This is a genomic window from Pseudomonas sp. KBN12P06040, from assembly GCF_037574965.1.
Classification (GTDB): domain Bacteria; phylum Pseudomonadota; class Gammaproteobacteria; order Pseudomonadales; family Pseudomonadaceae; genus Pseudomonas; species Pseudomonas aeruginosa.
This window is the reverse complement of sequence record NZ_JBBELS010000001.1, coordinates 281,076-306,858: the sequence shown is the minus strand read 5'-3', so window position 1 is coordinate 306,858 and position 25,783 is coordinate 281,076. Positions and strand designations below refer to the sequence as shown.

The 25,783-nt window shown below is 68.1% G+C and carries 23 protein-coding genes; 5 read left to right on the top strand and 18 right to left on the bottom strand.

The window, feature by feature from the left end; translation table 11 throughout:
- Positions 1–58: 58 nt before the first annotated feature.
- Positions 59–1,324 (top strand): OprD family porin, encoded by a 1,266-nt coding sequence (locus VQ067_RS01405; protein ID WP_033990133.1) that lies wholly within the window; start codon positions 59–61, stop codon positions 1,322–1,324.
- Positions 1,325–1,349: 25 nt separating this feature from the next.
- Here VQ067_RS01405 and VQ067_RS01400 read toward each other — a convergent pair whose 3' ends face one another.
- From VQ067_RS01400 to VQ067_RS01385, 4 genes are all read right to left on the bottom strand, one after another.
- Positions 1,350–2,228, bottom strand: coding sequence for a DMT family transporter (locus VQ067_RS01400; RefSeq protein ID WP_003121656.1), 879 nt, complete (start codon positions 2,226–2,228; stop codon positions 1,350–1,352).
- A gap of 149 nt (positions 2,229–2,377) precedes the next feature.
- Entirely contained in the window at positions 2,378–3,193 is an 816-nt protein-coding gene (locus VQ067_RS01395) for a sugar phosphate isomerase/epimerase family protein (RefSeq protein ID WP_340080802.1), read from the bottom strand.
- 22 nt (positions 3,194–3,215) lie between these two features.
- Entirely contained in the window at positions 3,216–4,259 is a 1,044-nt protein-coding gene (locus VQ067_RS01390; protein WP_023109545.1) for a Gfo/Idh/MocA family protein, read from the bottom strand.
- 243 nt (positions 4,260–4,502) lie between these two features.
- Positions 4,503–5,282, bottom strand: coding sequence for an IclR family transcriptional regulator (locus VQ067_RS01385; RefSeq protein WP_033990135.1), 780 nt, complete (start codon positions 5,280–5,282; stop codon positions 4,503–4,505).
- Between the two features lie 305 nt (positions 5,283–5,587).
- On the opposite strand from VQ067_RS01385, the gene VQ067_RS01380 reads away from it, so the two are divergent.
- Positions 5,588–6,934: an MFS transporter gene (locus tag VQ067_RS01380; RefSeq protein WP_003137113.1), complete on the top strand. Its 1,347-nt coding sequence runs from the start codon at positions 5,588–5,590 to the stop codon at positions 6,932–6,934.
- Positions 6,935–7,072: 138 nt separating this feature from the next.
- Here VQ067_RS01380 and VQ067_RS01375 read toward each other — a convergent pair whose 3' ends face one another.
- The 10 genes from VQ067_RS01375 to VQ067_RS01330 form a co-directional block, all read right to left on the bottom strand.
- A complete protein-coding gene (locus VQ067_RS01375) occupies positions 7,073–7,906 on the bottom strand; it encodes a hypothetical protein (protein ID WP_003110230.1) in 834 nt (277 codons plus the stop codon).
- A gap of 190 nt (positions 7,907–8,096) precedes the next feature.
- Positions 8,097–9,038, bottom strand: coding sequence for a LysR family transcriptional regulator (locus VQ067_RS01370; protein ID WP_003084073.1), 942 nt, complete (start codon positions 9,036–9,038; stop codon positions 8,097–8,099).
- Positions 9,039–9,165: 127 nt separating this feature from the next.
- Positions 9,166–9,567, bottom strand: coding sequence for a 4-carboxymuconolactone decarboxylase (gene pcaC, locus VQ067_RS01365; RefSeq protein WP_003084072.1), 402 nt, complete (start codon positions 9,565–9,567; stop codon positions 9,166–9,168).
- Positions 9,568–9,577: 10 nt separating this feature from the next.
- The gene (gene pcaD, locus VQ067_RS01360; protein WP_003110231.1) at positions 9,578–10,369 is read right to left on the bottom strand and encodes a 3-oxoadipate enol-lactonase; all 792 of its coding nucleotides are present in this window, start codon (positions 10,367–10,369) and stop codon (positions 9,578–9,580) included.
- A 14-nt stretch (positions 10,370–10,383) separates the two neighbouring features.
- Positions 10,384–11,763, bottom strand: coding sequence for a 3-carboxy-cis,cis-muconate cycloisomerase (locus tag VQ067_RS01355; protein WP_033990140.1), 1,380 nt, complete (start codon positions 11,761–11,763; stop codon positions 10,384–10,386).
- Positions 11,764–11,785: 22 nt separating this feature from the next.
- Positions 11,786–13,084, bottom strand: coding sequence for an MFS family transporter (locus tag VQ067_RS01350; RefSeq protein ID WP_033990142.1), 1,299 nt, complete (start codon positions 13,082–13,084; stop codon positions 11,786–11,788).
- 149 nt (positions 13,085–13,233) lie between these two features.
- On the bottom strand, positions 13,234–14,439 hold the full coding sequence (gene pcaF, locus VQ067_RS01345) for a 3-oxoadipyl-CoA thiolase (protein WP_003101891.1): 1,206 nt from the start codon (positions 14,437–14,439) through the stop codon (positions 13,234–13,236).
- A complete protein-coding gene (locus VQ067_RS01340; protein ID WP_003084062.1) occupies positions 14,436–15,218 on the bottom strand; it encodes a CoA-transferase subunit beta in 783 nt (260 codons plus the stop codon). Before VQ067_RS01340 ends, pcaF begins: the two co-directional genes overlap by 4 nt.
- Positions 15,215–16,066 (bottom strand): CoA transferase subunit A, encoded by an 852-nt coding sequence (locus VQ067_RS01335; RefSeq protein ID WP_003084060.1) that lies wholly within the window; start codon positions 16,064–16,066, stop codon positions 15,215–15,217. Before VQ067_RS01335 ends, VQ067_RS01340 begins: the two co-directional genes overlap by 4 nt.
- Positions 16,067–16,216: 150 nt before the next feature.
- A complete protein-coding gene (locus VQ067_RS01330) occupies positions 16,217–16,756 on the bottom strand; it encodes a helix-turn-helix domain-containing protein (RefSeq protein WP_003084057.1) in 540 nt (179 codons plus the stop codon).
- A gap of 154 nt (positions 16,757–16,910) precedes the next feature.
- On the opposite strand from VQ067_RS01330, the gene VQ067_RS01325 reads away from it, so the two are divergent.
- Complete coding sequence (locus VQ067_RS01325) at positions 16,911–17,693, top strand: aldolase (RefSeq protein WP_003084054.1); 783 nt, start codon at positions 16,911–16,913, stop codon at positions 17,691–17,693.
- Between the two features lie 59 nt (positions 17,694–17,752).
- Positions 17,753–18,634 carry a dihydrodipicolinate synthase family protein gene (locus tag VQ067_RS01320; protein ID WP_003110235.1) on the top strand — a complete coding sequence of 294 codons (882 nt, stop codon included), beginning with the start codon at positions 17,753–17,755 and terminating at the stop codon, positions 18,632–18,634.
- A 77-nt stretch (positions 18,635–18,711) separates the two neighbouring features.
- On the opposite strand, the gene VQ067_RS01315 is transcribed toward VQ067_RS01320, so the two are convergent.
- From VQ067_RS01315 to VQ067_RS01300, 4 genes are all read right to left on the bottom strand, one after another.
- Positions 18,712–19,770 (bottom strand): ABC transporter substrate-binding protein, encoded by a 1,059-nt coding sequence (locus VQ067_RS01315; protein ID WP_003133095.1) that lies wholly within the window; start codon positions 19,768–19,770, stop codon positions 18,712–18,714.
- A gap of 163 nt (positions 19,771–19,933) precedes the next feature.
- Positions 19,934–21,316: an aspartate aminotransferase family protein gene (locus VQ067_RS01310; protein ID WP_003101901.1), complete on the bottom strand. Its 1,383-nt coding sequence runs from the start codon at positions 21,314–21,316 to the stop codon at positions 19,934–19,936.
- 30 nt (positions 21,317–21,346) lie between these two features.
- Positions 21,347–22,780: an APC family permease gene (locus VQ067_RS01305; RefSeq protein ID WP_003084045.1), complete on the bottom strand. Its 1,434-nt coding sequence runs from the start codon at positions 22,778–22,780 to the stop codon at positions 21,347–21,349.
- 57 nt (positions 22,781–22,837) lie between these two features.
- Positions 22,838–24,328, bottom strand: a complete 1,491-nt coding sequence (locus VQ067_RS01300; protein WP_003084042.1) for an aldehyde dehydrogenase — start codon at positions 24,326–24,328, stop codon at positions 22,838–22,840.
- 350 nt (positions 24,329–24,678) lie between these two features.
- On the opposite strand from VQ067_RS01300, the gene VQ067_RS01295 reads away from it, so the two are divergent.
- The gene (locus VQ067_RS01295) at positions 24,679–25,599 is read left to right on the top strand and encodes a LysR substrate-binding domain-containing protein (RefSeq protein WP_003084035.1); all 921 of its coding nucleotides are present in this window, start codon (positions 24,679–24,681) and stop codon (positions 25,597–25,599) included.
- Positions 25,600–25,783 lie beyond the last annotated feature (184 nt).

The window sequence follows — 25,783 nt, the reverse complement described above, 5'->3', positions numbered from 1 at the left end:
CGCCCGGCGCCCGCCGGGCGCCTCCCTGCCTAGAGAACAAGAACGAAGGGACACTCCCATGTCGCACCCGAGCCACGTCCGCGCGCTCTGCGCTTCCCTCTGCCTGGGCGCCGGCCTGCCAGTCCATGCCGGGCACGTCCATGCCGGGCAAGGTTTCCTCGAAGATGCCAAGGCCAGCCTCACCGCGCGCAATTTCCACCTGCACCGCAACTTCGTCGGCGATGCCAGCCAGGGCAAGGCCGAGGAGTGGACGCAGAGCTTCATCCTCGACGCCCGCTCCGGCTTCACCCAGGGCAGCGTCGGCTTCGGCCTCGATGTCCTCGGTCTCTACAGCCTGAAGCTGGATGGCGGCAAGGGAACGGCCGGCACCCAACTGCTGCCAACCCACGACGACGGCCGCCCGGCCGACGACTTCGGACGCCTGGCGGTGGCCGGCAAGCTGCGCGTGTCGAACAGCGAACTGAAGATCGGCGAATGGATGCCGGTGCTGCCGATCCTCCGCTCCGACGATGGCCGCTCGCTGCCGCAGACCTTCCGCGGCGGCCAGCTCAGCGCCAACCAGATCGCCGGCCTGACCCTCTACGCCGGCCAGTTCCGCGGCAACAGCCCGCGCAACGACGCAAGCATGCAGGACATGTCGCTGTTCGGCCGGCCAGCCGCCACTTCCGACCGCTTCGATTTCGCCGGCGGCGAATATCGCTTCAATGGCGAACGCAGCCTGCTCGGCCTGTGGAACGCCGAGCTGAAGGACATCTACCGCCAACAGTACCTGCAACTGCAACACAGCCAGCCGCTCGGCGACTGGCTGCTGGGCGCCAACCTCGGCGGCTTCCGTGGCCGCGACGCTGGCAGCGCGCGCGCCGGCAAGCTCGATAACCGCACCGTTTCCGCGCTGTTCTCCGCGGGCTACGGGCTGCATACCCTCTATCTCGGCCTGCAGAAGGTCAGTGGCGACGATGGCTGGATGCGGGTCAACGGCACCAGCGGCGGAACCCTGGCCAACGACAGCTACAACGCCAGCTACGACAATCCCGGCGAGCGCTCCTGGCAACTGCGCTACGACTTCGACTTCGTTGGCCTCGGCCTACCCGGCCTGACCTTCATGACCCGCTACCTGCATGGCGACCATGTGCGCCTGGCCGGAGTCACCGACGACGGCAGCGAATGGGGACGCGAGAGCGAGCTGGGCTACACGCTGCAGAGCGGCGCCTTCAAGCGTCTCAACGTCCGCTGGCGCAACTCCAGCCAGCGCCGCGACTGGGGCAGCAATACCCGCTTCGACGAGAACCGGCTGATCGTCAGCTATCCGCTGAGCCTGTTGTGAAGCCTACGCGCCGACCCCGTTGCGTTCAGCGGCCACGGCGCCAGGCGACCACCAGGCCGCTGGCGCAGATGACGAGGATGCCGAGCAGCGCCCAGGCGTCCGGCACGTGGCCGAACACCAGCAGGCCGAGCAGGCCGGCGAAGATGATCTGGCCATAGCTGAACGGCGCCAGGGTCGCCGGCGGCGCATGGCGGAAGGCCTGGGTCAGCAGCAGGTGGCCGCCCATGCCGCAACCGCCCAGGGCGATCATCATCAGGCCGTGGAGAAGACTTGGGGTCTGCCAGAAGAACGGCACCAGCAGGCTCATGATGAGCGTGTTGAAGATGCCGGCGAGGAAGTTGCTGGTGGTCGGGCTGTCGCTGTTGGCGAGCATCCGCGTGAGCAGCTGGTAGAGCCCGAAGCACAGCGCCGAGCCGAGCGGGAACAACGCCGCCGGGGTGAACAGCGCGCCACCGGGACGCACGATGAAGAGCACGCCGATGAAGCCGGTGAGCACCGCCAGCCATTGACCGAGGCTGACCTTCTCCTTCAGCAACGGCACGGATAACGCGGTCACCAGCAGCGGCGCCAGGAAGTTCACCGCGGTCGCCTCGGCCAAGGGCAGGTAGCGCAGGCCGGTGGTGAAGAACAGGCTGGTGCCGATCAGGCACAGCGCCCGCGCCAACTGCATGAGCGGACGGCGGGTGCGGATCACCGCGAGGCCGTTGCGCGGCACGAACACGGCGACCATCAGCAGGGTGTGCACCAGGTAGCGGGCCCAGACCACCATGACGATCGGGTAGAAACCGGAAAGGAACTTGGACAACCCGTCGTGGCTGGCGAACAGGAACACCGCGGCACAGATCAGCAGGATGCCGCGCAGGGTCTGGTCGCTGGCGGGCAGCGGGGAGGTGGATGCGTTCATCGGAGGGTCCGGGCACCAGGGCAAATCGATAGCAGGCTATTTATTCTGACGGTACCCGCCATCGAGGAAAGAAACGATCGGCTTCGACGTTTGGAAACTATAGAACCCCGTTCCATTATGCAAACGGGCAACCTGCCTGCGCGGTGGCGCTACAGGCGGGCGAGCAGCGCCCGGGTCCGCTCGATCGCCAGCCGCGCCCGCTCCGTGCCATCCACGCCGCGCGCGAGCAAATCCAGCGCGGGCACCTCCAGGCTCAGCGGCAGGTTCTCCGGCAGGGCGCGCAGCAGCGCCAGCAGATCGAGCCCGCCATCGCCAGGGAAACGCCGTTCCTCGCGGGCCTGGCGAAGGATTTCGTCCATCGACGTCGGACGCGGTCCGACGACATCGCAGAGTTGCGCGTAGCCCAGGCGCGCAGGCGGGATTGCCCGCAGGTCTTCCAGGCTGCTGGCCGAGCGGTCGAAATGGAAGGCGTCCAGCAACAGGCCGGCGTTGTCCCGCGCCGCCGCCTCGACCACCCGCGCGGCCTGCCGCAGGTCGCGGATCCCGGTCCAGGGCATGAACTCCAGGTGCGGGTCGAGGCCGAGCGGCCGCGCCAGGTCGCACAACGCGGCGAAATTGTCCGCGCTGCGCCGCTCGTCGTCATCGTTGCCGGCCACCAGCACATAGCGCGCGCCGAACTCGGCGCCGACCTCCAGCACCGCGGCGAACTCGCCGACGCGGGTGTCCGGACGCAGGCGCAGGATCTCCACGTCCAGCGTGCGCACTCCGCTGTCGCGCAGCCGCGCCAGGGTCCGCCGGCGCAGGCCGGCATCGGCCAGCAGCGGATAGTGGTGCTCTTCCACGGTGGCCGGCACCAGGTTCAGGCCGACATGACTGTAGCCGGCGCGGGCGGCAGCCTCGACCATGTCCGGGGGCGACAGCTCGAGCACGGTGAGCGCCGCCAGGGAAAGAATCCTCGATTCCATGCACTACCTCATCGTCAGCGGTTCAGAAACTGGCCGGCGCGCAGGCCCGGCCACTGCGCGCGGCCTCGCGAACCGCCTCGACCAGCGCCAGGGTGCGAGCGGCGTCGGTGGCATCCATCAATGGCGCTTCCTCGCCCCGCGCGACCCGGACGAAGTGCTCTAGCTGGCGTTGCAGGGGGTCGCCTGCCGCCACGGCCTCCACGCTGGCCGCCAGCGGGTCGTGCCAGCCCTGCCGGGCCTCGGCGTAGCGCCAGCGGCGGAGCTGGGGAAGGCTCAGGGCACCCTCGGTGCCGGCCAGCAGGTAGCAGGGTTGCTCGGCCTGGCGCGGATAGACCGGGTTCTCCCCGGCGGCCAGCTCCCAGCTCCAGGGTGCCGCCGCAGCGTCGCAACCGGTCAGGCTGCCCAGGGCGCCATTGGCGAAGCGCAGGAGCAGCGCGACGTTGTCTTCGTTGGGCAGGCCACGGATAGCGTTGCCGGCCAGCGCCTGCACCTCCCGCACTTCCCCGCACAGGTAGCGGAGCAGGTCGAGGTCATGGATCAGGTTGGTCAGCAACATTCCCGCGCCGGGCTCGCGACGCCAGGCCACCTCGAAATAACTGTCGGGCTTCTTCAACTGCCAGAGCGCGGTGACCGACAGCAACCGACCGAGCGCGCCCTCGGCGATCAATTGGCGCGCCCGCACGACCAGCGGATTGTGCCGACGATGGTGACCGACCAGCAGCGGAACGCCAGATCGCCGGGCGACGGCGACCAGCTCGCTCACTTCGTCGAGCTGCACGCCGACCGGTTTTTCCAGCAGCAGCGGCACCCCGGCGGCGAGGCAGTCGAGGGCGGTGGCGACATGCAGGTTGTTCGGATTGGCGACGATCGCCGCTTGCGGCCGGGCTTCTTCCAGCAACCTCCGATGATCGCCGAACCAGGGCACGCCGGCGTCCGCGGCGAACGCCTGGCCCTGAGGATCGGCCACCGCACACAGGCGCGCGCCGGCGATTCGCTGCAAGCGATGGTAATGCTGGCGGCCCATGTTGCCGGCGCCGATGAGGGCGATGCGAAGCGGTGCGTCCAAGGCGGTCCCCAATCGTTGTTTTCTTGTTCGTCTCAGGATTCCAGAACGTCGTTCCAGATTTAACGAAGGAGATTATTTGAACGAGGAGTTGGCCCCGCGCAAGAGCGCTTCGAGACGGCAGCGCCGCCAGGACCTCCATGGAAGTGCGGAAAGGCCCGCTGCATGCGGGCTCCGTGGCAGGCAAGAAAGCGTTCGCTATTCGAACGCCGATGTCGGGAAAGGACTGGGGCCGGGCCGGATGGCTCAGCGGAACAGCTCGGACGCCTGGCTGGCGTGGGACAGGTCCTGCGCCGCGGCCAGGAGCAGGGGCGCCAGTTCGTGCATGCGCGCCTCGCCGAAGCGTGCGCTCGGCCCGGCCACGCTGAGCACGCCGAGAGCCCGTCCGTCCTCGGGGTGGCGCACCAGTGCGGCCATCGCCGCCATGCCCGGCGCCGAGCATTCGATCTGCCACGCATAGCCGTGCTCGCGGGCGCGCTTCAGGTAACGCAGCAGCTCGCTCCTGGAGCGCGGCGCGTTGGGACCGAAGTCCCGCGCCGTCCCTACGCCCTGGCGCTCCACCAGCGCCAGCGCCGCCTTGTCGCTCAGGCTGGCCAGCCAGGCGTGCCCGGACGCGGTGTAGAACAGCGGCGCCTCGCGCCCCATGTCGGGGTCGTAGCGTAGCCCGGAGGTGGCGCCCTGGGACTTGGCGATCCAGGTCTGGCGATCGCCTTCGATCACCCCCAGGCGCACCAGTTCGCCGGTCTCCCGGGCGAGCCCGTCGAGCACCGGCTGGACCAGGTCGACCACCCCGCTGGACGCGAGGAAGCGGAAGCCCAGCGCGGCCAGGCGGGTGCTGAGGCGGTAGCGGCTGGTGTCGTCGTCCTGGCGCACGTAGCCGAGCCGGATCAGCTCGGCGAGCATGCGGTGCGCGGCGCTCTTGGGGATATCCAGGCGGTCCGCCAGTTGTTGCAGGGGCAGGCCGCGGGCATCGCTGGCGAGGAGTTCGAGCAAGCCGAGGGCGCGTTCGATGAGGCTACCGGCCATGGAAGGACGTTCCTGAGTCGAGGGAAGGCAGGATTCTAGAATCTGGTTCCGGATTTTCACAGCCTGGCAAAGGTCGAGATTTCACAGGGTTCCGTTCGATCAGCGAACCGATAAACGATTATCGGATTGCCACTCCCCATGGCCCTCCGTAATGTGTCTGCACCCCGGCAGGCCGAGCGCCTCCGCTACAAAAACAACAGGGGAATCCCGACATGCCGCAGCACGCCTTGCCTTCCGCCGCCTGCACCTGAGCCACGCGTCCGACCCTCATCCCACGCCCTCACTCTCGCCGCGGAACCCGTCCCATGAACAGCCCCAGCCTGCCCGCCGTCGAACGACTCGACGTGCAAGCCTTCATCAATGCCCAGCCGCTTTCGCCGTACCAATGGCGGATCGTCCTGCTGTGCTTCCTGATCGTCTTCCTCGATGGCCTCGACACCGCCGCGATGGGCTTCATCGCGCCGGCGCTGACCCAGGACTGGGGCATCGACCGCGCCAGCCTCGGCCCGGTGATGAGCGCCGCGCTGATCGGCATGGTCTTCGGCGCCCTCGGCTCCGGACCGCTGGCCGACCGCTACGGACGCAAGCTGGTATTGGTCGCGGCGGTCTTCCTCTTCGGCCTGTTCAGCCTGGCCTCGGCCTACAGCACCAACGTCGAGCAACTGCTGGCGCTGCGCTTCCTCACCGGCCTCGGCCTCGGCGCGGCGATGCCCAACGCCACCACCCTGCTTTCCGAATACACCCCCGAGCGCCTCAAGTCGCTGCTGGTGACCAGCATGTTCTGTGGCTTCAACCTGGGCATGGCCTGCGGCGGATTCGTCTCGGCGAAGCTGATCCCGCTGTTCGGCTGGCACAGCCTGCTGCTGCTCGGCGGCCTGCTACCGCTGGTCCTGGCGGTAGTCCTGCTGTTCCGCCTGCCGGAATCGGCGCGCTACCTGGTGGTGCGCAACCGCGGCAGCGAGCGGGTACGCCAGGTGCTGGCCCCCATCGCCCCGGCGCAGGTGGCGCTGGCACGGAGTTTCCACGTCCCCGAGCAGCAGACGGTGCAGGCCCGCAACGTGTTCGCGGTGATCTTTTCCGGTACCTACAGCGCCGGCACCCTGCTGCTCTGGCTGACCTACTTCATGGGCCTGGTGATCGTCTACCTGCTCACCAGCTGGCTGCCGACCCTGATGCGCGATAGCGGCGCGAGCCTGGAGCACGCGGCGTTCATCGGCGCGCTGTTCCAGTTCGGCGGGGTGCTCAGCGCCGTAGCGGTGGGCTGGGCGATGGATCGCTTCAACCCGCACAAGGTGATCGGCCTGTTCTACCTGCTGGCGGGGGTGTTCGCCTGGTGCGTCGGCCAGAGCCTCGGCCAGGTCACCCTGCTGGCGACCCTGGTGCTGCTGGCCGGCATGTGCATCAACGGCGCGCAGTCGGCGATGCCGTCGCTGGCGGCGCGCTTCTATCCGACCCAGGGGCGGGCCACGGGGGTCTCCTGGATGCTCGGTATCGGCCGCTTCGGCGCCATCCTCGGCGCCTGGATCGGAGCCACCCTGCTGGGCCTTGGCTGGAACTTCGAACAGGTGCTGACCGCCCTGGTGCTGCCGGCTGCACTGGCCACCGCCGCGGTGCTGCTGAAGGGGTTGGTCAGTCACGCGGATGCGGGGTGAAACTGCCCCATCGCGTAGGACGCATAACCGCTTGCGGTTATCCGCCGCCGGGCGTCGGTGTATCGGCGGATAACGCCGGTGGCGTTATTCGCCCCACCCCAGGGTTGGCGGCATCGCGTAGGGCGACGGCGCTTCGCTTCAGAAGGTGAATTCCATGTTCAACGTCGGCGTCGAGGTGCGGCTGCCGGTGCCGCCGTCGACGCCGAACTTGTTGTGCCAATACTCGTAGCCGACGCCGAGCCACAGGTTCGGCTGGCGCTTGTCGCCTGGCAGGGCGGCGACCATCAGGGCGGTGCGGACCAGGGTTTCCGCCGCGGTGTCCTTGTCGTTGTAGTCCTCGCCCTTCTCTCCCACGTAGTTGACGAAGCCCTGGAACTTCGCCGCACGGTTGCCGACCTTGAACGGCCGCATCCAGGTCAGGTTGAGCATGTAGGTGGTGTCGAAGGTGTGGTCGGGATGGCGCGCGCCGGGCACGCCGAAGTGGTTCTTCTCGCGGTAGTAGAGCAGGCTCAGGTCGAGCACGCCGGGACCGTTGAACTTGAGGGTCGGGCCGAACACCAGGGCGCGCTTCTTGGCCGAAGCCAGGTTGTTGTTGCGGCTGGCGTCGAAGCCCAGGGTGAAGGCGTAGTCCTTGACCAGGCCGGTGCCCAGCGGCCGGTCGAACACCCGCGAGGCATAGAGCTGGTGGCGGTAGACCGCATAGACCTCGCTGCCACCGTGGTCGGTGCCCTTGCGCGGGTCGCGGTTGTCGGAAAGGAACACATCGAGATTGAAGAAATTGCTGCCGTAGCGATAGCCGTCGGCGTGGGTGAAGCTGTAGATGCGCTTGGCGAACTTGTCCGGGTTGTTCGGGTTGGTGAATTGCTGGCCGTAGCGGAAACCGACGCTGTTGCTCATCCATTCCAGCGCCATGCTCTCCCCGGCGCCGACGAGCGCGATCAGGGCGGCGGCGCCCTGCATCATCTTCTTCATGCTGTGTGTCCTGCTGGTTGCTTGTTGTTCTTGTGGCGACTCAGCCCCCGGTTTCGCGCCGGGGTCGCGGGGCAGTATCGGCACTTCGCCGCGCTGACCAAAGAACAGAATATCGAACATGCCGATGCCGAAACGGCATCAGCGAACGAGCAAGCTCGGGCAAGCCGTCTGGCATCGGCGCGAGCGCCGCTCAGGCCTCGTTCAGGCGCGCTTCCTCGCGCTCGCGCAGGCGCACTTCCTCGGCGATCTGTCGGGCCAGGGCGTCCACCGCCACCGGCAGGTAGCGGCCGGTGCGCACGTAGAGGCCGAGGTCGCTGTGGATGCCGCCATTGTCTTTCAGCGGCAGGAAGCGCAGCTCGCCCTGGGCGATGTCGGCCTCGATCCCCAGGCGCGTCTGGAAGGCGACGCCGAGCCCGCGCCGCGCCAGTTGTCGCGACAGCTCCAGGGAACTGCTCTCCAGCACCGCCCGGCGCGGTTCGCGCAAACGGCGCTGGAGCGGCGCCAGCAGGTGATGGATGGACAGCTCGCTCTTGGCCATGATCAGGCCATGTTCGACGCAATCGGCGAAGGCGATGGCCTGGTGTCGCGCCAACGGGTGCTGCGGGGAGACGATGGCACCGAGGCGGAAATGGCCGACGCTGACCTGTTGCAGGTCGGCGCTGCGCGGCAGGGCGAAGGCCAGGCCGAGGTCGACCGCGCCGCTGCTCACCGCCTCGGGTATCGCCTGGGAACCGAGCAGGGTGACGCCGACGGTGATGTCCGGGTAGCGTTCGCGCATCGCCTTGAGCACGCAGGGCAGCAGGTCGCTGGTCACCGCCTCGATGGTGGCGATCTCCACATGGCCGGTGCGCAGGCCTTGCAGCGCGTCCAGTTCGGAACGCACGCGCTCCATGTCCTGCAGGACCACGGTGACGTGGCGCGCGAAGATCTCCCCGGCTCCGGTCAGGCGCAGGCCGCCGGGCAGGCGGTCGAACAGCGGCGCGCCGATCTCGTCCTCCAGCTTGAGGATCTGCCGGTTCACCGCCGACGAGGCGACGTTCAGGCGTCGCGCGGCTTCGCGGATCGAATGGCAGCGGCGCACCATGTCGAAGTAGTGGATCGCGGGCGCGTGGATATGCAGCTTGCGGCTCATGGCGGACCGAAGGGATGACGGAGCTGTCGACCTTCCGGGAAACGCCGGCGAATGGCAAGGGGAAGCGCCGCCTCGGCGGATAACGCCTGCGACGCCATTCGCCCTACCGATAGCCCCGCCCGGCGGCCTACCGGGACGCCTGCTGCGACTCCACGCCAAGCTCGTCCCACACCGATTCGGCCAGGTGGAAGGTCGCGTTGGCCGCGGGAATGCCGCAGTAGATGGCGCTCTGCATGATCACTTCCTTGATCTCGTCGCGGCTCACCCCGTTGTTCTTCGCCGCGCGCAGATGCAGCTTGAGTTCCTCGTTGCGGTTCATGCCAATCAGCATGGCGATGGTGACCAGGCTGCGGGTGTGTCGCGGCAGCCCCGGACGGGTCCAGATGTCGCCCCAGGCGTGGCGGGTGATCATCTCCTGGAACTCTTCGTTGAACGGCGTCAGGTTGGCCAGGCTGCGCTCGACATGGGCGTCGCCGAGCACCGCGCGGCGCACTTGCATGCCGGCTTCGTAGCGTTGTTTCTCGTCCATCGGCGGCTCCTCAGGCGGACAGCAGGAAATCGACCAGGCGGCGGCTGAAGGCGTCGCCCGCTTCGACGTTGGACAGGTGCGCGGCGGCGAACTCGACCAACTGCGCGTCGGCGATGCGCGCCTGCATGAAGCGGGCGTTGTCCGGAGTGGTCACGGCATCGTGGCTGCCGGCGACGATCAGCGTCGGCGCCTGGACCAGCCCGAGCTGCTCGCGGAAATCGGCGTCGCGTACCGCAGCGCAGTTGGCCGCGTAGCCCTGCGGCGAGGTGGCCGCGAGCATCGCGACGATGCGCTCGACCTGCGCCGGTTCGCGCTCGGCGAAGCCCGCAGTGAACCAGCGCGCCACCGAGGCGTCGCGCAGGTCGCGCATGGCCTGCTCGCCGCCTTTCAGGACGGTATCGATGCGGGTGTTCCAGACCTCGTCGCTGGCGATCTTCGCCGCGGTGTTGCACAGCACCAGCCGGCCGAGCCGCTCGCCGGCGTGGATGCCCAGCCACTGACCGATCAGGCCGCCCATGGACAGCCCGCAGAAATGCACGCGCGGCAGGTCGAGGGCATCGAGCAGGGCAAGCACGTCGGCGCCGAGCTGGCCAATGGCGTACGGTCCGGGGGTGACCAGCGAGGCGCCGTGGCCGCGGGTGTCGTAGCGCAGCACGCGGAAGTGGGCGGTGAGTGCGGGGATCTGCGTGTCCCACATGCCCAGGTCGGTGCCCAGCGAGTTTGACAACAGCAGGACCGGCGCGCCGGCCGGTCCTTCCAGGGAGTAGTTCAGGTCGCCGTCGGCGAGGCGTACGGTTGGCACGAAGGGATCTCCAGTCAGGCGGGATGGGGTTCGAAGCCCAGGGCATGGTGTTCGGCGAGCGCGCGCTCGACCCAGGCGCGGGCCTGGCCGAGGTAATGGGCGGGATCGAGCAGGCGGTCCAGTTCGTCGCCGGACAGCTCGGCGCTCACTCGCGCCTCTTCGCCGAGCACCGCGCGCAACTCGCGGCGCTGCTCGACGGCGCGGCGGCAGCACTGTTCCACCAGATGGTGCGCGGCTTCGCGGCCGATACGACGGGCCAGGGCGATGCTCACCGCCTCGGCGAGCACCAGGCCGTGGGTCAGGCCAAGGTTGCGGCGCATCCGCTGGGCGTCCACCTCCAGGCCTTCGAGCAGGCCGATCGCCTGTTGCAGCGCGCCGGAAACCAGGCAACAGAGTTCCGGCAGGGTTTCCCACTCGGCGTGCCAGAGGCCGAGGCTGCGCTCGTGTTCCTGCGGCATCGCCGCGAACAGGGTTGAGACCAGCCCCGGCGCACGGGTGGCGGCGGCGATCAGCACCGCGCTGCTCACCGGGTTGCGCTTGTGCGGCATGGTCGAGGAACCGCCGCGCCCGGCGCCGGCCGGCTCGAAGACCTCGCCGGCCTCGGTCTGCATCAGCAGGCTGACATCGCGACCGAACTTGCCGAGGCTACCAGCCACCAGGCCGAGCACGCTGGCGAATTCCACCAGGCGGTCGCGCTGGGTGTGCCAGGGTTGTTCGGGCAAAGCCAGGCCCAGCTCCTCGGCCAGCGCCGCGGCCACCGGCAGGGCCTGTTCGCCGAGCGCGGCGAGCGTCCCAGAGGCGCCGCCGAATTGCAGCACCAGCAGGCGCGGGCGCAACTCGCGCAGGCGCTGGCGGTGCCGGGTCAAGGCGCCGAGCAGGCCGGCGAGCTTCATGCCCAGGGTCACCGGGGTGGCGTGCTGCAACCAGGTGCGCCCGGCCAGCGGCGTGTCGGCATGCCGTTCGGCCTGGTCCGCCAGGACCTCGGCAAGACGTTGCAGATCCTGCTCGAGCAAGGCCAGCGCACGGCGCAGTTGCAGCACCAGGCCGCTGTCCATGGCGTCCTGGCTGGTGGCGCCGAGATGCACGTAGCGCTCGGCCTCGGCGTCGCCAGCCGCCACCTGGCGGCCCAGCGCCTTGACCAGCGGGATCGCCGAGTTGCCGGCAGTGGCGACCGCCTCGGCCAGCGACAGCGGGTCGTACAGTTCGGCGCGGCAGGCCGACTCGATCGGCGCCACCGCCGTCGCGGGAACCACCCCGGTGCGCGCCTCGGCGCGAGCCAGGGCGGCCTCGAAGTCGAGCATGCCTTGCAGGCGGCCGCGGTCGGAGAACACCGCGCGCATCGGCGCCGCCGTGAAATAGGCATCGAACAACTGGTTGGCGGGTACGTCGCTCATCGGTTTTCCTTTTCCCGGCCCGTCAGGGCTCGTCGTTCAGGTAGCTGACCTTGCGCAGGTCCGGCAGGCTCACGCAGACCAGCAGCGCCAGCAGGCACATGGCTGAAACATACCAGTAGAAGACGTTCTCCATCCCTACCGACTTCAGCCCCAGGGCGACGTACTCGGCCGAGCCGCCGAAGATCGCGTTGCCCACCGCGTAGGACACTCCGACGCCGAGGGCGCGCACCTCCGGCGGGAACATCTCGGCCTTGATCAGGCCGCTGATGGAGGTGTACAGGCTGACGATGGCCAGCGCCAGGATGATCAGGAAGAAGGCCACGTAGGGACTGCTCACGGTCTTCAGCGCGAGCAGGATCGGCAAGGTGCAGAGCGTGCCCAGGGTGCCGAACCAGAGCATCGAGGTCTTGCGCCCGATGCGATCGGAAAGCATGCCGAACAGTGGTTGCATCAGCATGTACGCCAGCAGGGCGAAGGTCATCACCGCGCTGGCGGTCTTGGCGCTCATCCCGGCGGTGTTGACCAGGTACTTCTGCATGTAGGTGGTGAAGGTGTAGAAGATCAGCGAGCCGCCGGCGGTGAAACCGAGCACGGTGAAGAAGGCCCGCTTGTGCTTGAACAGCTCGGCGAAGGTGCCGGATTCCTTGCGCTCCAGGGTCGACTTCGAAGCGGTCTCGTTCAGCGAGCGCCGCAACCAGAGGGCGATCACCGCGGTGATCGCGCCGATCACGAAGGGAATCCGCCAGCCCCAGGCACGCAGTTCGTCTTCGCTCAGCAACTGCTGCAGGATCACCACCACCAGCACCGCCAGCAACTGTCCGCCGATCAGGGTGACGTACTGGAACGAGGCGAAGAAGCCGCGCTGGCCCTTGAGCGCCACCTCGCTCATGTAGGTCGCGCTGGTGCCGTACTCGCCGCCCACCGACAGGCCCTGGAACATCCGCGCCAGCAACAGCAGCGCCGGCGCCAGGGTGCCGATGCTGGCGTAGGTGGGCATGCAGGCGATCGCCAGGGAGCCGGCGCACATCATCACCACCGAGATCAGCATGGCGGTCTTGCGCCCGTGCTTGTCGGCGATGCGGCCGAACATCCAGCCGCCGATGGGGCGCATGAGGAAGCCGGCAGCGAAGACCCCGGCGGTGTTCAGCAACTGCACCGTGGGGTTGTCGGAGGGGAAGAAGGCCGGTGCGAAGTAGATCGCGCAGAAGGCGTAGACGTAGAAGTCGAACCATTCCACGAGGTTGCCGGAGGAGGCGCCGACGATAGCGAAGATGCGCTTGCGGCGTTCTTCGTTGCTGTACTGGTGAACAGGGGCAGTCATGCTGTTGTTCTCTCGACAGGGTCCGTTTCATCCTGACCGTGCGACGGAGCGTCCTGTTCCGCTGCACACGCGCCGCGCCGCCGCCGAAACATGGGCAGCGCCGCGCGACGCGCGCTCTTGATACCGGGCGGGCGACCCGGTTGTGCCAGTCAGACCCGCTCGATGGCCAGCGCCAGGCCTTGGCCGACGCCTACGCACATGGTCGCCAGGCCGCGCCGGCCGCCGCTCTTCTCAAGTTGATGGAGCGCGGTGAGGACCAGCCGCGCACCGCTCATCCCCAGCGGGTGGCCGAGGGCGATGGCACCGCCGTTCGGGTTGACCTTCTCACTGTCGTCGGCCACGCCCAGTTCGCGCAGGCAGGCCAGGCCCTGGCTGGCGAAGGCTTCGTTGAGTTCGATCACGTCGAAGGCGTCGATCGCCAGGTCCAGGCGCCGCAGCAGCTTGCGCACCGCCGGCACCGGGCCGATGCCCATGATCCGTGGGGCGACGCCGGCGCTGGCCATGCCCAGCACCCGCGCGCGCGGAGTCAGGCCGTGCTTCTCCACTGCCTCGGCGGAGGCCAGGACCAGCGCGGCGGCGCCGTCGTTGACCCCGGACGCGTTGCCGGCGGTGACGGTCTTCTCCGGCCCGTTGACCGGCTTGAGCCGGGCCAGCGCCTCCAGGGTGGTGTCGGGACGCGGATGCTCGTCGTGCTCGACCAGGGTGTCGCCCTTGCGCCCGCGAATCGTCACCGGGACGATTTCCTCGGCGAAGAAACCGGCCTCCTGCGCCCTGCCGGCGCGCTGCTGGCTGCGCAGGGCGAAGGCATCCTGGTCGGCACGCGACACGCGATAGTCGTCGGCGACGTTGTCGGCGGTCTGCGGCATCGGGTCGATGCCGTACTGCTCCTTCATCAGCGGATTGACGAAGCGCCAGCCGATGGTGGTGTCCTCGATCTTCTGGCCGCGCCCGAAGGCGCTATCGGCCTTGCCCATCACGTACGGCGCGCGCGACATCGACTCGACGCCGCCGGCGATGGCCAGCTCCATCTCGCCGCAGGCGATGGCGCGGAACGCCGTGCCGATGGCGTCCATCCCCGAGGCGCAGAGGCGGTTGAGGGTGACGCCGGGCACGCTCTCCGGCAAACCGGCCAGCAGCAGCGCCATGCGCGCCACGTTACGGTTGTCCTCGCCGGCCTGGTTGGCGCAGCCGAGGAACACCTCGTCCAACGCCGACCAGTCGACCCCCGGGTTGCGCTCGACCAGGGCCTTCAGCGGCACCGCCGCGAGGTCGTCGGCGCGCACCGCGGAAAGACTGCCGCCGAAACGGCCGATCGGCGTGCGCACGGCATCGCAGATGAATACCTCGCGGCTCATTCGTCGCTCCCCTTCTGTCCATGGGCGGCCGCGGTGCGCGCCTCGAGGTCGCGCAGCGCGGCGAGTTCGACCTCGCTCGGCGCGGGCGTCTCGGCGACCCGCTCGGCGAAGCGGATCGCCCAGCCGGTGGCCTCGACCACCTGCTCGCGGGTCACGCCCGGATGCAGCGAAGTGACCACGAACTCGTTGCTGCCGGCTTCCGGCTCCATGATGCACAGGTCGGTGATGATCGCCACCGGCCCCTTGCCCGGCAGGCCCAGGCGCTGGCGCGAGTCGCCGCCCTCGCCATGGCCGACCGAGGTGACGAAGGCCAGCTTGTCGACGAAGGTGCGGTGCGACTGCTTGAGGATGATCAGCACTTCCTTGGCGCTGCCGGCGATTTCCGGCGCGCCGCCGGCTCCCGGCAGGCGCACCTTGGGCTGGCGGTAGTCGCCGATCACGGTGGTGTTGATGTTGCCGAAGCGGTCGACCTGGGCCGCGCCGAGGAAGCCGACGTCGATCCGTCCGCCCTGCAGCCAGTAGCGGAAGATCTCGCCGGTGGGGACCACGGTATCGGCGGTCTCGGCCAACTCGCCGTCGCCGATGGACAGTGGCAGGACGCTGGGCTTGGCGCCGATCGGGCCGGACTCGTAGATCAGCACGACGTCCGGCGAGGAAGTCAGGCGCGCCAGGTTGGCGGCCTTCGACGGCAGGCCGATGCCGACGAAGCACACCGCGCCGTTGTGCAGGCGGCGGGCGGCGGCCACGGTCATCATCTCGTTGGTGCTGTAGCTGCTCATCGCTTGCCCTCCGCGAGCTTGGCCTGGAAGGCGCCGAAATCCTCGGTCCCCCGGATGTATTCGTCGATCCACGCGGTGAAGCTTTCGCGGTCGCGGGCGATCGGGTCCCAGTCCTGGTAGAAGCGGTTGTCGCGCTCGTAGTAGCCGTGGGCATAGGACGGATGCGCGCCGCCGGGCACCAGGCACACGGCGCTGAGCGCCCAGCTCGGCAGGACGCAGGCGTTCATCGGGGCGTCCAGTTCGTCGACGATCTCCTCGACGGTGACGATGCAGCGCTTCGCCGCCAGGGCCGCTTCCTTCTGCACGCCGAGGATGCCCCAGAGCAGCACGTTGCCCTTGCGGTCGGCCTTCTGCGCGTGGATCACGCTGACGTCCGGACGCACCGAGGGCACCGCCGCCAGCACTTCGCCGGTGAACGGGCAGGTGACGCTGCGGATCAGCGGGTTGACCTTCGGCAGGTCGGAGCCGGCGTAGGCGCGCAGCACCGCGAAGGGCAGCCCGGAGGCGCCGGCGACATAGGCGTTGGCGAGGTCGGCGTGGCTGTGTTCCTCGATCTCCAGCGGTTGCGGCCAGCCCTTCTCCACCGCGTCGCGCAGGCGGTGCAGCGAACCGACGCCGGGGTTGCCGCCCCAGGAGAACACCAGCTTCTTCGCGCAGCCTGCACCGATCAGCAGGTCGTAGACCAGGTCGGGAGTCATGCGGATCAGCGTCAGGTCTTTCCTGCCCTGGCGGATCAGCTCGTGGCCGGCGGCCGTCGGGATCAGGTGAGTGAAGCCTTCGAGGGCGACGCTGTCGCCATCGTGGACGAAGCGTCGCACCGCTTCGCGCAGGGAGAGGATTTCAGCCATCGGTCGGGTCTCGTCTTGTTGTGCGCTGCCTGGACGGCACGTGACGAGAACCTTACGCCGGGGTCCGAGGGCTCACAATCCGATAATCGATTAACAGTTCGATAATCGAACAGAACGTTAGCAAGCATCCGATCGACCGAAGCCGTCGCCTCATTCGTCGCTGTGGATCACCACCAGCAACTCCGCCTGGGTCTCCCCCAGGGAGCGGATGCGGTGCGGCTTCTGTGCGTTGAAATGCAGGGCGTCGCCGCGCTCGAGGATGATCCGCTGGTTCATGAAGTCGACCTCGACCTGACCCTCATGGACGAAGATGAACTCTTCACCGAGGTGCTCCTTGAACGTCGAGTGACTGAAATCGCGCGGCGGGTGGACGATGAACGGCAACAACGCACGGGCGCCGATCTGCTGCGCGAGGGAGGCGTAGGCCGGGCCGTCGTCGCCGCTGGACAGCGACTTGCGCTGGTCGCGACGAACGATGCTGTAGCCGTCGACACCGTCGCTTTCCTCGGAGAACAGCTCCTCCACCTGCACGTTCAAGGCCTTCGCCAGCTTCAGCGCGGCGGCAATGGACGGCGTGTTCAGCCCGCGCTCGACCTTGGACAGGTAGCTCTTGGTCAGGCCGGTCTTGTCGGCCAGGGTCTCCAGCGTGACCCCGAGTTTTTTTCTCAGCAATTTCAAGCGCATGGACATTGAGGACAGCCTTCTCCCGATGGCGGTGAAACTTTTCTCTTGCTAATGACACTTTGTGTCATATAACTTGATCCGTGTCATTTACAGCCGGGTCGTTGCGTGGCGCGCAACTGCCTGGCGTTTCCCCCGACTCGCTCCGTCAAAGGAACCTCGCATGGCTACGACACTGGAATTACCCAAGGATCAACTGATCCAGCACGCGCTGAAGCAGATGAAAAGCAGCCTCGGCGATAATACGTGGACTGACCGGCAAAAGCTGGCCCTGACCTGCCGGATTCTCTTCGAGGCCGGCCACGACTCCGGGCTCGCCGGGCAGATCACCTCGCGCGGCCCGGAGGCGGGGACCTACTACACCCAGCAACTGGGCCTGGGCTTCGACGAGATCAGCGCCGGCAACCTGCTGCTGGTCGACGAAGATCTCAACGTCCTCCACGGGCACGGCATGGCGAATCCGGCCAATCGCTTCCACAGCTGGGTCTATCGCGCCCGCCCGGACGTCAACTGCATCATCCACACCCACCCGCTGCACATCGCCGCGCTGTCGACCCTGGAAGTACCGCTACAGGTCTCGCACATGGACCTTTGCCCGCTATACGACGACTGCGCCTTCCTCAAGGACTGGCCGGGCGTGCCGGTAGGCAACGAGGAAGGCGAGATCATCTCCGCCGCCCTCGGCGACAAGCGCGCCATCCTGCTTTCCCACCACGGCCTGCTGGCCACCGGTGCGAGCATCGAGGAGGCCTGCGTGATCGCGGTGCTGCTCGAGCGCGCGGCGAAGATGCAGTTGCTGGCGATGGCCGCCGGGGAGATCAAGCCGATCCCGCCGGCCCTGGCGCGCGAGGCCCACGACTGGATCTCCACCCCGAAGCGCCACGGCGCCGCATTCAACTACTACGCCCGGCGCTGCCTGCCGCGCAACAGCGACTGCCTGAGCTGAACGACCTTTCCCACCAGGTCCGTCCTGGCATTTCCCACTCAATGTCACGGGTACATCCAATGTCCGCATCCATCCACGGCATCATCGGCTACACCATCACCCCCTTCGCCGCCGACGGCGGTCTCGACCTGCCGGCCCTCGGCCGCTCCATCGAGCGCCTGATCGACGGCGGCGTGCACGCCATCGCCCCGCTCGGCAGCACCGGCGAAGGCGCCTACCTGAGCGATCCGGAATGGGACGAGGTGGTCGACTTCACCCTGAAGACCGTCGCCCATCGCGTGCCGACCATCGTCAGCGTCTCCGACCTGACCACCGCCAAGACCGTGCGCCGCGCGCAGTTCGCCGAATCCCTCGGCGCCGAGGCGGTGATGGTCCTGCCGATCTCCTACTGGAAGCTCAACGAGGCGGAAGTGTTCCAGCACTACCGCGCGGTGGGCGAAGCCATCGGCGTGCCGGTGATGCTCTACAACAACCCGGGCACCAGCGGCATCGACATGTCGGTGGAACTGATCCTGCGCATCGTCCGCGAAGTGGACAACGTGACCATGGTCAAGGAGAGCACCGGCGACATCCAGCGCATGCACAAGCTGCGCCTGCTCGGCGAAGGCCGGGTGCCCTTCTACAACGGCTGCAACCCGCTGGCGCTGGAGGCCTTCGTGGCCGGCGCGAAAGGCTGGTGCAGCGCCGCGCCGAACCTGATCCCGACGCTCAACGGCCAGCTCTACCAGGCGGTGCTCGACGGCGACCTGGAGAAGGCCCGCACGCTGTTCTACCGGCAGTTGCCGCTGCTCGACTTCATCCTCCGCCGGGGCCTGCCGACCACCATCAAGGCCGGCCTGGGCCTCTCCGGCCTGGAGGTGGGGGCGCCGCGCCTTCCGGTGCAGGCGCTGGATACCGAGGGCTGTCGGTATCTGCAGGGGTTGTTGGAAGAGCTGCGCTGATCACCCCGTCAGCGCTTTGACCCGACGGGCCCGGACGACTTGGGGCCCGTCGTTTTTTTTGCCGACGCGCAGCGCGTTCAGCGCGCCGCCCAGGCATTGAAACGCTGTTCCAGCTCCTCGCCGTGGTCCACCCAGAACTCGGCATCCACCGCCCGCGCGCCTTCGAGGTTGGCCGGCGCGGTCGGCAGCGCCTCCTGCACCGTCTTCGGCAGCAACGCCAGGGTGCCCTTGTGTACCGGCCCGTAGGGGATCTGCTCGGAGAACACCTTCTGCGTCTGCGGCTGGCTGGCGAAGGCGATGAATTTCTCCGCCAGCGCCTTGTTCGGCGTGCCCTTCACTACCGCCCAGTACTCCGGATCGTAGAGACTGCCGGGCCAGACGATGGCCAGTTTCACCCCCTCCTTCTGCGCAGCGGCGATGCGCCCGTTGTAGGCCGCGCTCATCACCACGTCGCCGGCCGCCAGCCATTGCGGCGGCTGGGCGCCGGCCTCCCACCACTGGATGTTCGGCTTGAGCTGGTCGAGCTTGGCGAAGGCGCGGCTGACCCCCTCCGGGGTGGCGAGTACCTTGTAGAGGTCCTCCGCCTTCACCCCGTCGGCCAGCAACGCCACTTCCAGGGTGTACTTGGCGCCCTTGCGCAGGCCACGCTTGCCGGGGAACTCGCGGACGTTCCAGAAATCCGCCCAGGACTGCGGCGCCCTGGCCAGCTTCGTCGAGTCGTAGGCCATCACCATCGACCAGACGTAGGTGGCCACCCCGCACTCGCTGAAAGTGCCGGGGACGAACTGCGCGGGGTCGCCGAAACGCGCCGGGTCGAGGCGTTCGAACAGCCCCTCGTCGCAGCCGCGGAGCAGTTCGGGGCTCTCCACCTCGACCACGTCCCAGCTGACCTTGCCGACGTCGACCATGGCCTTCACCTTGGCCATTTCGCCGTTGTATTCGCCGGCGACCACCTGCCCGCCGCCGCTTCGCTCGAAGGGTTTGAAATAGGCCTGCTCCTGGGCGGCCTTGGTCGCGCCGCCGAAGGAGATCACCGTCAGGCTCTGGCTCTGCGCCTGGGCCGCCGCGGCGAACGCCAGGCCGAACAGGGACAACCGGGAAAACACGTGTGCGTACTGGTGCAAGGACTTGTACATGGAACACTCCCACAGCCGATTGGCATTGTTGTGATGTTGCTGAGGCAGTTGCCGGCCAGAGGCCGAAACGGTTCCGCGCGCGGTCGCCAGGCGCCGCGTCGTCGTTATGGGGGGACGCTCCGTGTCGCAGGCGACCCGGCCGAGGCCGGGCCACCGGGGCGCGTCAGAGCACGCCGATCTCGCGCGCGGTGCGATCCACCGCGATACGGGTCTTGTCGATCAGTTCGTCGATCTCGGCACGCCCGGCCACCAGCGCCGGGGCCATGATCATGCGGCCGAGGGTGGAGCGGATGATCACGCCCTCCTCGAAGCCGATGGTGCGGCAGCGCCAGGCCAGATCGTTCTCGTTGGCGAAGCGCTTGCGGGTCGCCTTGTCCTCGGCGAACTGCAGCGCGGCGACGAAGCCGGCGCCCTGGACCTCGCCGACCAGCGGATGGTCGCCGAAGACCTCGCGCAGGCAGCGTTGCAGGTAGGGACCGGTCTCCTCCCTGACCCGCGTGACCACGCCCTCGTCGCGCAGCGCCTTGAGGTTGGCGATGGCCACCGCCGCCGCCACCGGGTGGCCGGAATAGGTCAGGCCGTGGGCGAACACCCCGCCCTGCTCCACCAGCACCTCGGCGATGCGCTTGCCGAGTACCAGGCCGCCCATGGGGATGTAGCCGGACGTCAGGCCCTTGGCGATGGATAGGGTGTCCGGCTGGAAGCCGAAGTGTTCGTGGGCGAACCATTCGCCGGTGCGGCCGAAGCCGCCGATCACTTCGTCGGCGCACAGCAGCACGTCGTACTGCCGGCAGATGCGCTGGATCTCCGGCCAATAGCTTTGCGGCGGGAAGATCATGCCGCCGGCGCCCTGGAAGGGTTCGGCGACGAAGGCGGCGACGTTCTCCGCGCCCAGTTCGAGGATCTTCTCCTCCAGTTGCAGCGCCGCGCGGCGACCGAACTCGGCCGGGCTCAGCTCGCCGCCGTTGGCGTACCAGTAGGGTTCGTCGATGTGGGCGAAGTCCGGCAGCATGCCGCCCATCTCGTGCATGAACTTCATCCCGCCGAGCGCGGTGCTGCCCAGGGTCGAGCCGTGGTAGCCGTTCCAGCGGCCGATCATGATCTTCTTCTGCGGCTTGCCGAGGATCTGCCAGTAGCGCCGCACGGTACGGATCAGCACCTCGTTGGCCTCGGAGCCGGAGTTGGTGTAGATCGCGTGGCTGTAGTGGTCCGGCAGCAGGCTGAAGAGCATCTCGGAAAGCTCCACCACCGCCGGGTGGGTGGTGTGGAAGAACATGTTGTAGTACGGCAGTTGTTCCAGCTGGCGGCTGGCGGCGGCGGCGAGGTCCTGGCGGCCGTAGCCGAGGTTGGTGCACCAGAGGCCGGACATGCCGTCCAGGTAGCGCTTGCCGTCGTTGTCCCAGAGCTGCAGGCCATCGCCGCGGACCATCACCCGCGGGCCTTCGCGGTTCAGCGCCTTCTGGTCGAGGAAGGCGTGGATGTGGTGCGCGGCGTCCAGTTGCTGGTAGTCGCGGGTGTCGCGCTGCGGGTTGAGCTGAGCGGTCATCGTCTGTGTTCTCCTTGTTCCCTTGGCGCGTCAGGCCGAAGGGGATTGCAGGGGATCGAGGGCGACGGACTTGCCCTGGGCAGTCTCACCGGCCGTCTCGAGCGGTTCGGGTACGAAGAGGGGCTTGCGCATCACGCCCTTGATCCACACCACCGCCACCAGCGAGACCACGCCCAGCACCACGCCGGCGCTGGCGAAGATCCGTCCGGTCATTTCCGGGGTCGGCGAGACGTGGACCACCGCGTAGATCATCCCGGCGATGCCGAACAGTTGCGGCAGCGGGTAGAACGGCGTGCGGAACGGACGGGCGATGTGCGGATAGCGACGGCGCAGGGCCAGCACGTCGACGTGGGCGATGATGTAGGCCAGCAGCCAGGCCAGCGCGGCGGCGAGCAGCAGCAGGTTGATCGAGTCCGGGTCCTGGCCGAGGATCAGGATCGGCAGGCCGGTGATCGCGGCGACGAACAGCACCGCCACCCAGGGCGTGCGCGCCCGCCGGCTGAGCTGCTTGAATTGCGGGAAGGCCTGACCGTTCTGTGCCATCCCGTAGAGCATCCGCGGGATCGCCGCCAGCGACGAGTTGAGGGTGCTGCAGGTGGCGGTGATCGCGGCGATCACCAGGAACAGCTGGCCGTACTCGCCGAACACACGGTTGGCGAAGAGGAAGTGCGGCAGCGGGTCGCCGGCCAGTTCCGCCTGCGGGATGCACAGCAGCGCACCGAAGCAGTAGAGGGCGATGGTCAGGAAAATGATGCTCAGGCCGAGGATCATCGAACGCGGGATATTGCGCTCCGGACGCCGCGTCTCCTCCACCAGCGGGCAGACGAACTCGGCGCCGACGAAGCCCCACACGGCCATCGCGGTGAGCGCCAGGGCGCTTACCCCGAGCGGGTTCCAGCCGCTCGCCAGGGCGGTCTGCGCGGAAGCGTGGTCGCTGCTCACCGCACCCAGGCCGAGCACCAGCAGGACGATCATCATCAGCAGCGCCAGGGCGCTCTGCAGGCGCGCGAAGATGTCGATGCCGAGCAGGTTGAGCAGGGTGAACAGGCCGAGCACGCCGTAGGCCACCAGCATCGGCGGCAGCGCGCCGGGGTAGACCTTGCCGATGATCAGGTCGAGCAGCAGCAGTTCCGCCGAGAGGGCGAACATCGCCACCACCACGTAGCCGGAAAAGGTCGCCAGGATCGCCGGGAAATGCCCGATGGCCACCTCGGTGTAGCTGCTAAGGCTACCGGCGCGGGGAATCATCAGGGCCAGCTCGGAAAAGGAAAAGGCGTAGCTCAGCGCCAGCAGGTAGGCCACTCCCAGCGGCACGATGAAGCCCAGGCCGGCTGTCCCGGCGCCTTGCAGCATCAGTACCATCACGCCCTGGGAAACCACCAGGCCGATGGCCACCGCCAGCAGCGGTCCCAGCCCGAGCACGCGGCGCAGGGCCGGCTCACGCACGTTCGGCGTGTCGTTCATTCGATCGTCCTCTTGTTGTCGTTATCGGCATCGAGTCGTGTCGCGTCCGTCGCGTCTTCAGCGCAACTGGAACCAGGTCGTCTTCAACTGGGTGTACTTGTCGAAGGAATGCAGCGACAGGTCGCGACCGAAGCCGGACTGCTTGCCGCCGCCGAAAGGCACCGCGACGTCCAGCGCGTCCACGGTATTCACCGACACCGTTCCGGCATTCAAGCGCCGCGCCACCCGGTGCGCACGGTGCAGGTCGTCGCTCCACAGCGAGGCGGCGAGGCCGTAGCGGCTGTCGTTGGCCAGGCGGATGGCCTCGTCCTCGGAGTCGAAGGCGCTGATCGCCAGCACCGGACCGAAGATTTCCTCGCGGGCCAGCTGCATGTCCGGGCGTACGTCGCCGAACAGGGTCGGTTCGATGAAGTTGTCCGAACCGTTGATCGTCAACTGGCGACCACCGCCGAGCAGGGTCGCGCCCTCGCCTTGCGCCCGCTCGATGGCGGCGAGGATCCCGGCGGTCTGCCGGCGGTCGACGATGGCGCCGGCGCGACTGGCCGGGTCCAGCGGATCGCCCGGCTGCCAGTCGCGGGCCTTGGCCAGCAGGCGCTCGACGAACTCGTCGTGGATCGAACGCTCCACCAGCAAGCGCGAGTTCGCCGAACAGACCTCGCCCTGGTTGAAGAAGATGCCGAAGGCGGCCTTCTCCGCCGCCAGGTCGAGATCGCGGCAATCGGCGAACACCAGGTTCGGACTCTTGCCGCCGCACTCCAGCCAGACCTGCTTGAGGTTGGATTGCGCGGAATACTGCATGAAGTACTTGCCGACCTCGGTGGAGCCGGTGAACACCAGTGCGTCCACCTCCGGGTGCAGGCCGAGGGCCTTGCCGGCCTGCTCGCCGAGGCCCGGCACCACGTTCAGCACGCCTTCCGGCACCCCCGCCTCCAGGGCCAGCTCGGCCAGGCGCAGGGCGGAGAACGGCGACTGCTCGGCCGGCTTGAGCACCACCGAGTTGCCGGCGGCCAGGGCCGGGGCGAGCTTCCAGGCGGCCATGTCGAGCGGGAAGTTCCACGGCACCACCGCGCCGATCACCCCCAGCGGCACGCGGGTAATGGTGGCCAGGGCCTGCTGGGCGGTCGGCGCGACCTGGTCGTAGAGCTTGTCGAGGCTTTCCGCATACCAGGCGAAGACGTGGGCGGCGCCGGGCACATCGATGTTCCAGGCGTCCATCACCGGCTTGCCCATGTTCAGCGAGTCGAGCAGCGCCAGCTCTTCGCGATGGGCCAGCATCAGCTCGGCCAGGCGCAGCAGCACGCGCTTGCGCTCGACCGGGGCGAGACGCGCCCAGGGGCCTTCGTCGAAGGCGCGGCGGGCGGCGGCCACTGCCGCGTCGACGTCGGCCGCATCGCAGGCCGCGACCCGCGCCAGCAGGCGATTGCTCGCCGGATCGATGGCATCGAAGGTAGCGCCGCTGGCGGCCGGACGCTGGCGGCCGCCGATCAGGGCCTGGTCGATGAAGCGCTGTGTCGCGGCGCGCCGTTGCCAATCGCTGAGTTCGAACACCCCACCTTCTCCTTGTTATCTCGCCGGTCTGCGCCGGTCGTGGTTCTGCACGCATGGCCCGGACCGCCGGGAGGCGGACCGCTGTCCATGGGGTCGATGGGGAAGGATGGTCGCGCAAGCCGCGGCGAAGGAAAATTATTAAAAATGTCCTCGGGACATAAGAAAAAGCTGGCCAGGCGTGCCCCGGCAAAGTGCGTCGTGCTGGGTTATCGTGCAGGCGGGCAATCGTCGTCGCGGCCAGCGCCGCGACGCTCGGCAGCGGCCTGCAACTTGCTTGCAGCGCGGCGGACACAACAATCGAGGCGCGCACGCCCGGCCCGGGGAGGATGATGCGCCGATGAGGTCTTGCAGTGGCGTCCTATACCTTGCGGCAACTCAAGTATTTCGTGACCACCGTGGAATGCGGCAGCGTGGCCGAGGCCTCGCGCAAGCTGTACATCGCCCAGCCGTCGATCTCCACGGCGGTGAAGGGTCTGGAGGAAAGCTTCGGCGTGCAGCTGTTCATCCGCCACCACGCCCAGGGCGTGTCGCTGACCCCCGCCGGCGCGCGCTTCTACCGCAAGGCCCAGGAGCTGCTGCGGATGGCCCACGAGTTCGAGCAGAACGCCCTGGCCGACAACGACGTGATCGCCGGGCAGATCGACATCGGCTGCTTCGAGACGGTCGCCCCGCTCTACCTGCCGGGCCTGATCGCCGGCTTTCGCCAGGCCTATCCGGGGGTGGAGATCCGCATCCGCGACGGCGAGCAGCAGGAACTGGTGCAAGGCCTCACCTCGGGGCGCTTCGACCTGGCCTTCCTCTACGAGCACGACCTCGACTCGACCATCGAGACCGAGCCGCTGATGCCGCCGCAACGACCCCACGCGCTGCTCCCCGAAGGCCACCGCTTCGCCGGGCAGGCGCAAGTGTCGCTGCGCGACCTGTGCCTGGAACCGATGATCCTGCTCGACGTGCAGCCCAGCCGCACCTATTTCGTCAGCCTGTTCGAGGAACTCGGCCTGACGCCGAACATCGCCTTCAGCTCGCCGTCCATCGAGATGGTGCGCGGCATGGTCGGCCAGGGCTTCGGCTTCTCCCTGCTGGTCACCCGCCCGCATTCGGAATGCACCTACGACGGCAAGAAGGTGGTCATGGTCGACCTCGCCGAGCCGGTGTCCACCTCCGGGCTCGCCGCCGCCTGGCTGAAACGCGCGCAACTGACCAAGCCGGCACGATTGTTCGTCGACTACTGCCGGGAGCAACTGGGCAAGCTTGCCGAGCGCCGGCACTGACCCTCAGCTTTCCGACACTCCAAGAGGAACTTTCTTTCTGACAAAGACGAATCCGATGACTGTGGCAAAAAGCCTCCGTTGCTAGGGTGGCCGGCGCTCCGGACCACCCCGGTCCGGCAGGTCACCGGCAGCAAGGGCACCATCCGCTCCATCCGCTGAGTTCCGTTAGCCTATCGGCGGCTCA

Bases quoted from the DNA above. Each gene is read 5' to 3' on its own strand.
- VQ067_RS01405 (WP_033990133.1), top strand. From the start codon at position 59: ATGTCGCACCCGAGCCACGTCCGCGCGCTCTGCGCTTCCCTCTGCCTG.
- VQ067_RS01400 (WP_003121656.1), bottom strand. From the start codon at position 2,228: ATGAACGCATCCACCTCCCCGCTGCCCGCCAGCGACCAGACCCTGCGC.
- VQ067_RS01395 (WP_340080802.1), bottom strand. From the start codon at position 3,193: ATGGAATCGAGGATTCTTTCCCTGGCGGCGCTCACCGTGCTCGAGCTG.
- VQ067_RS01385 (WP_033990135.1), bottom strand. From the start codon at position 5,282: ATGGCCGGTAGCCTCATCGAACGCGCCCTCGGCTTGCTCGAACTCCTC.
- VQ067_RS01380 (WP_003137113.1), top strand. From the start codon at position 5,588: ATGAACAGCCCCAGCCTGCCCGCCGTCGAACGACTCGACGTGCAAGCC.
- VQ067_RS01375 (WP_003110230.1), bottom strand. From the start codon at position 7,906: ATGAAGAAGATGATGCAGGGCGCCGCCGCCCTGATCGCGCTCGTCGGC.
- VQ067_RS01370 (WP_003084073.1), bottom strand. From the start codon at position 9,038: ATGAGCCGCAAGCTGCATATCCACGCGCCCGCGATCCACTACTTCGAC.
- pcaC (WP_003084072.1), bottom strand. From the start codon at position 9,567: ATGGACGAGAAACAACGCTACGAAGCCGGCATGCAAGTGCGCCGCGCG.
- VQ067_RS01355 (WP_033990140.1), bottom strand. From the start codon at position 11,763: ATGAGCGACGTACCCGCCAACCAGTTGTTCGATGCCTATTTCACGGCG.
- VQ067_RS01350 (WP_033990142.1), bottom strand. From the start codon at position 13,084: ATGACTGCCCCTGTTCACCAGTACAGCAACGAAGAACGCCGCAAGCGC.
- pcaF (WP_003101891.1), bottom strand. From the start codon at position 14,439: ATGAGCCGCGAGGTATTCATCTGCGATGCCGTGCGCACGCCGATCGGC.
- VQ067_RS01340 (WP_003084062.1), bottom strand. From the start codon at position 15,218: ATGAGCAGCTACAGCACCAACGAGATGATGACCGTGGCCGCCGCCCGC.
- VQ067_RS01335 (WP_003084060.1), bottom strand. From the start codon at position 16,066: ATGGCTGAAATCCTCTCCCTGCGCGAAGCGGTGCGACGCTTCGTCCAC.
- VQ067_RS01330 (WP_003084057.1), bottom strand. From the start codon at position 16,756: ATGTCCATGCGCTTGAAATTGCTGAGAAAAAAACTCGGGGTCACGCTG.
- VQ067_RS01325 (WP_003084054.1), top strand. From the start codon at position 16,911: ATGGCTACGACACTGGAATTACCCAAGGATCAACTGATCCAGCACGCG.
- VQ067_RS01320 (WP_003110235.1), top strand. From the start codon at position 17,753: ATGTCCGCATCCATCCACGGCATCATCGGCTACACCATCACCCCCTTC.
- VQ067_RS01315 (WP_003133095.1), bottom strand. From the start codon at position 19,770: ATGTACAAGTCCTTGCACCAGTACGCACACGTGTTTTCCCGGTTGTCC.
- VQ067_RS01310 (WP_003101901.1), bottom strand. From the start codon at position 21,316: ATGACCGCTCAGCTCAACCCGCAGCGCGACACCCGCGACTACCAGCAA.
- VQ067_RS01305 (WP_003084045.1), bottom strand. From the start codon at position 22,780: ATGAACGACACGCCGAACGTGCGTGAGCCGGCCCTGCGCCGCGTGCTC.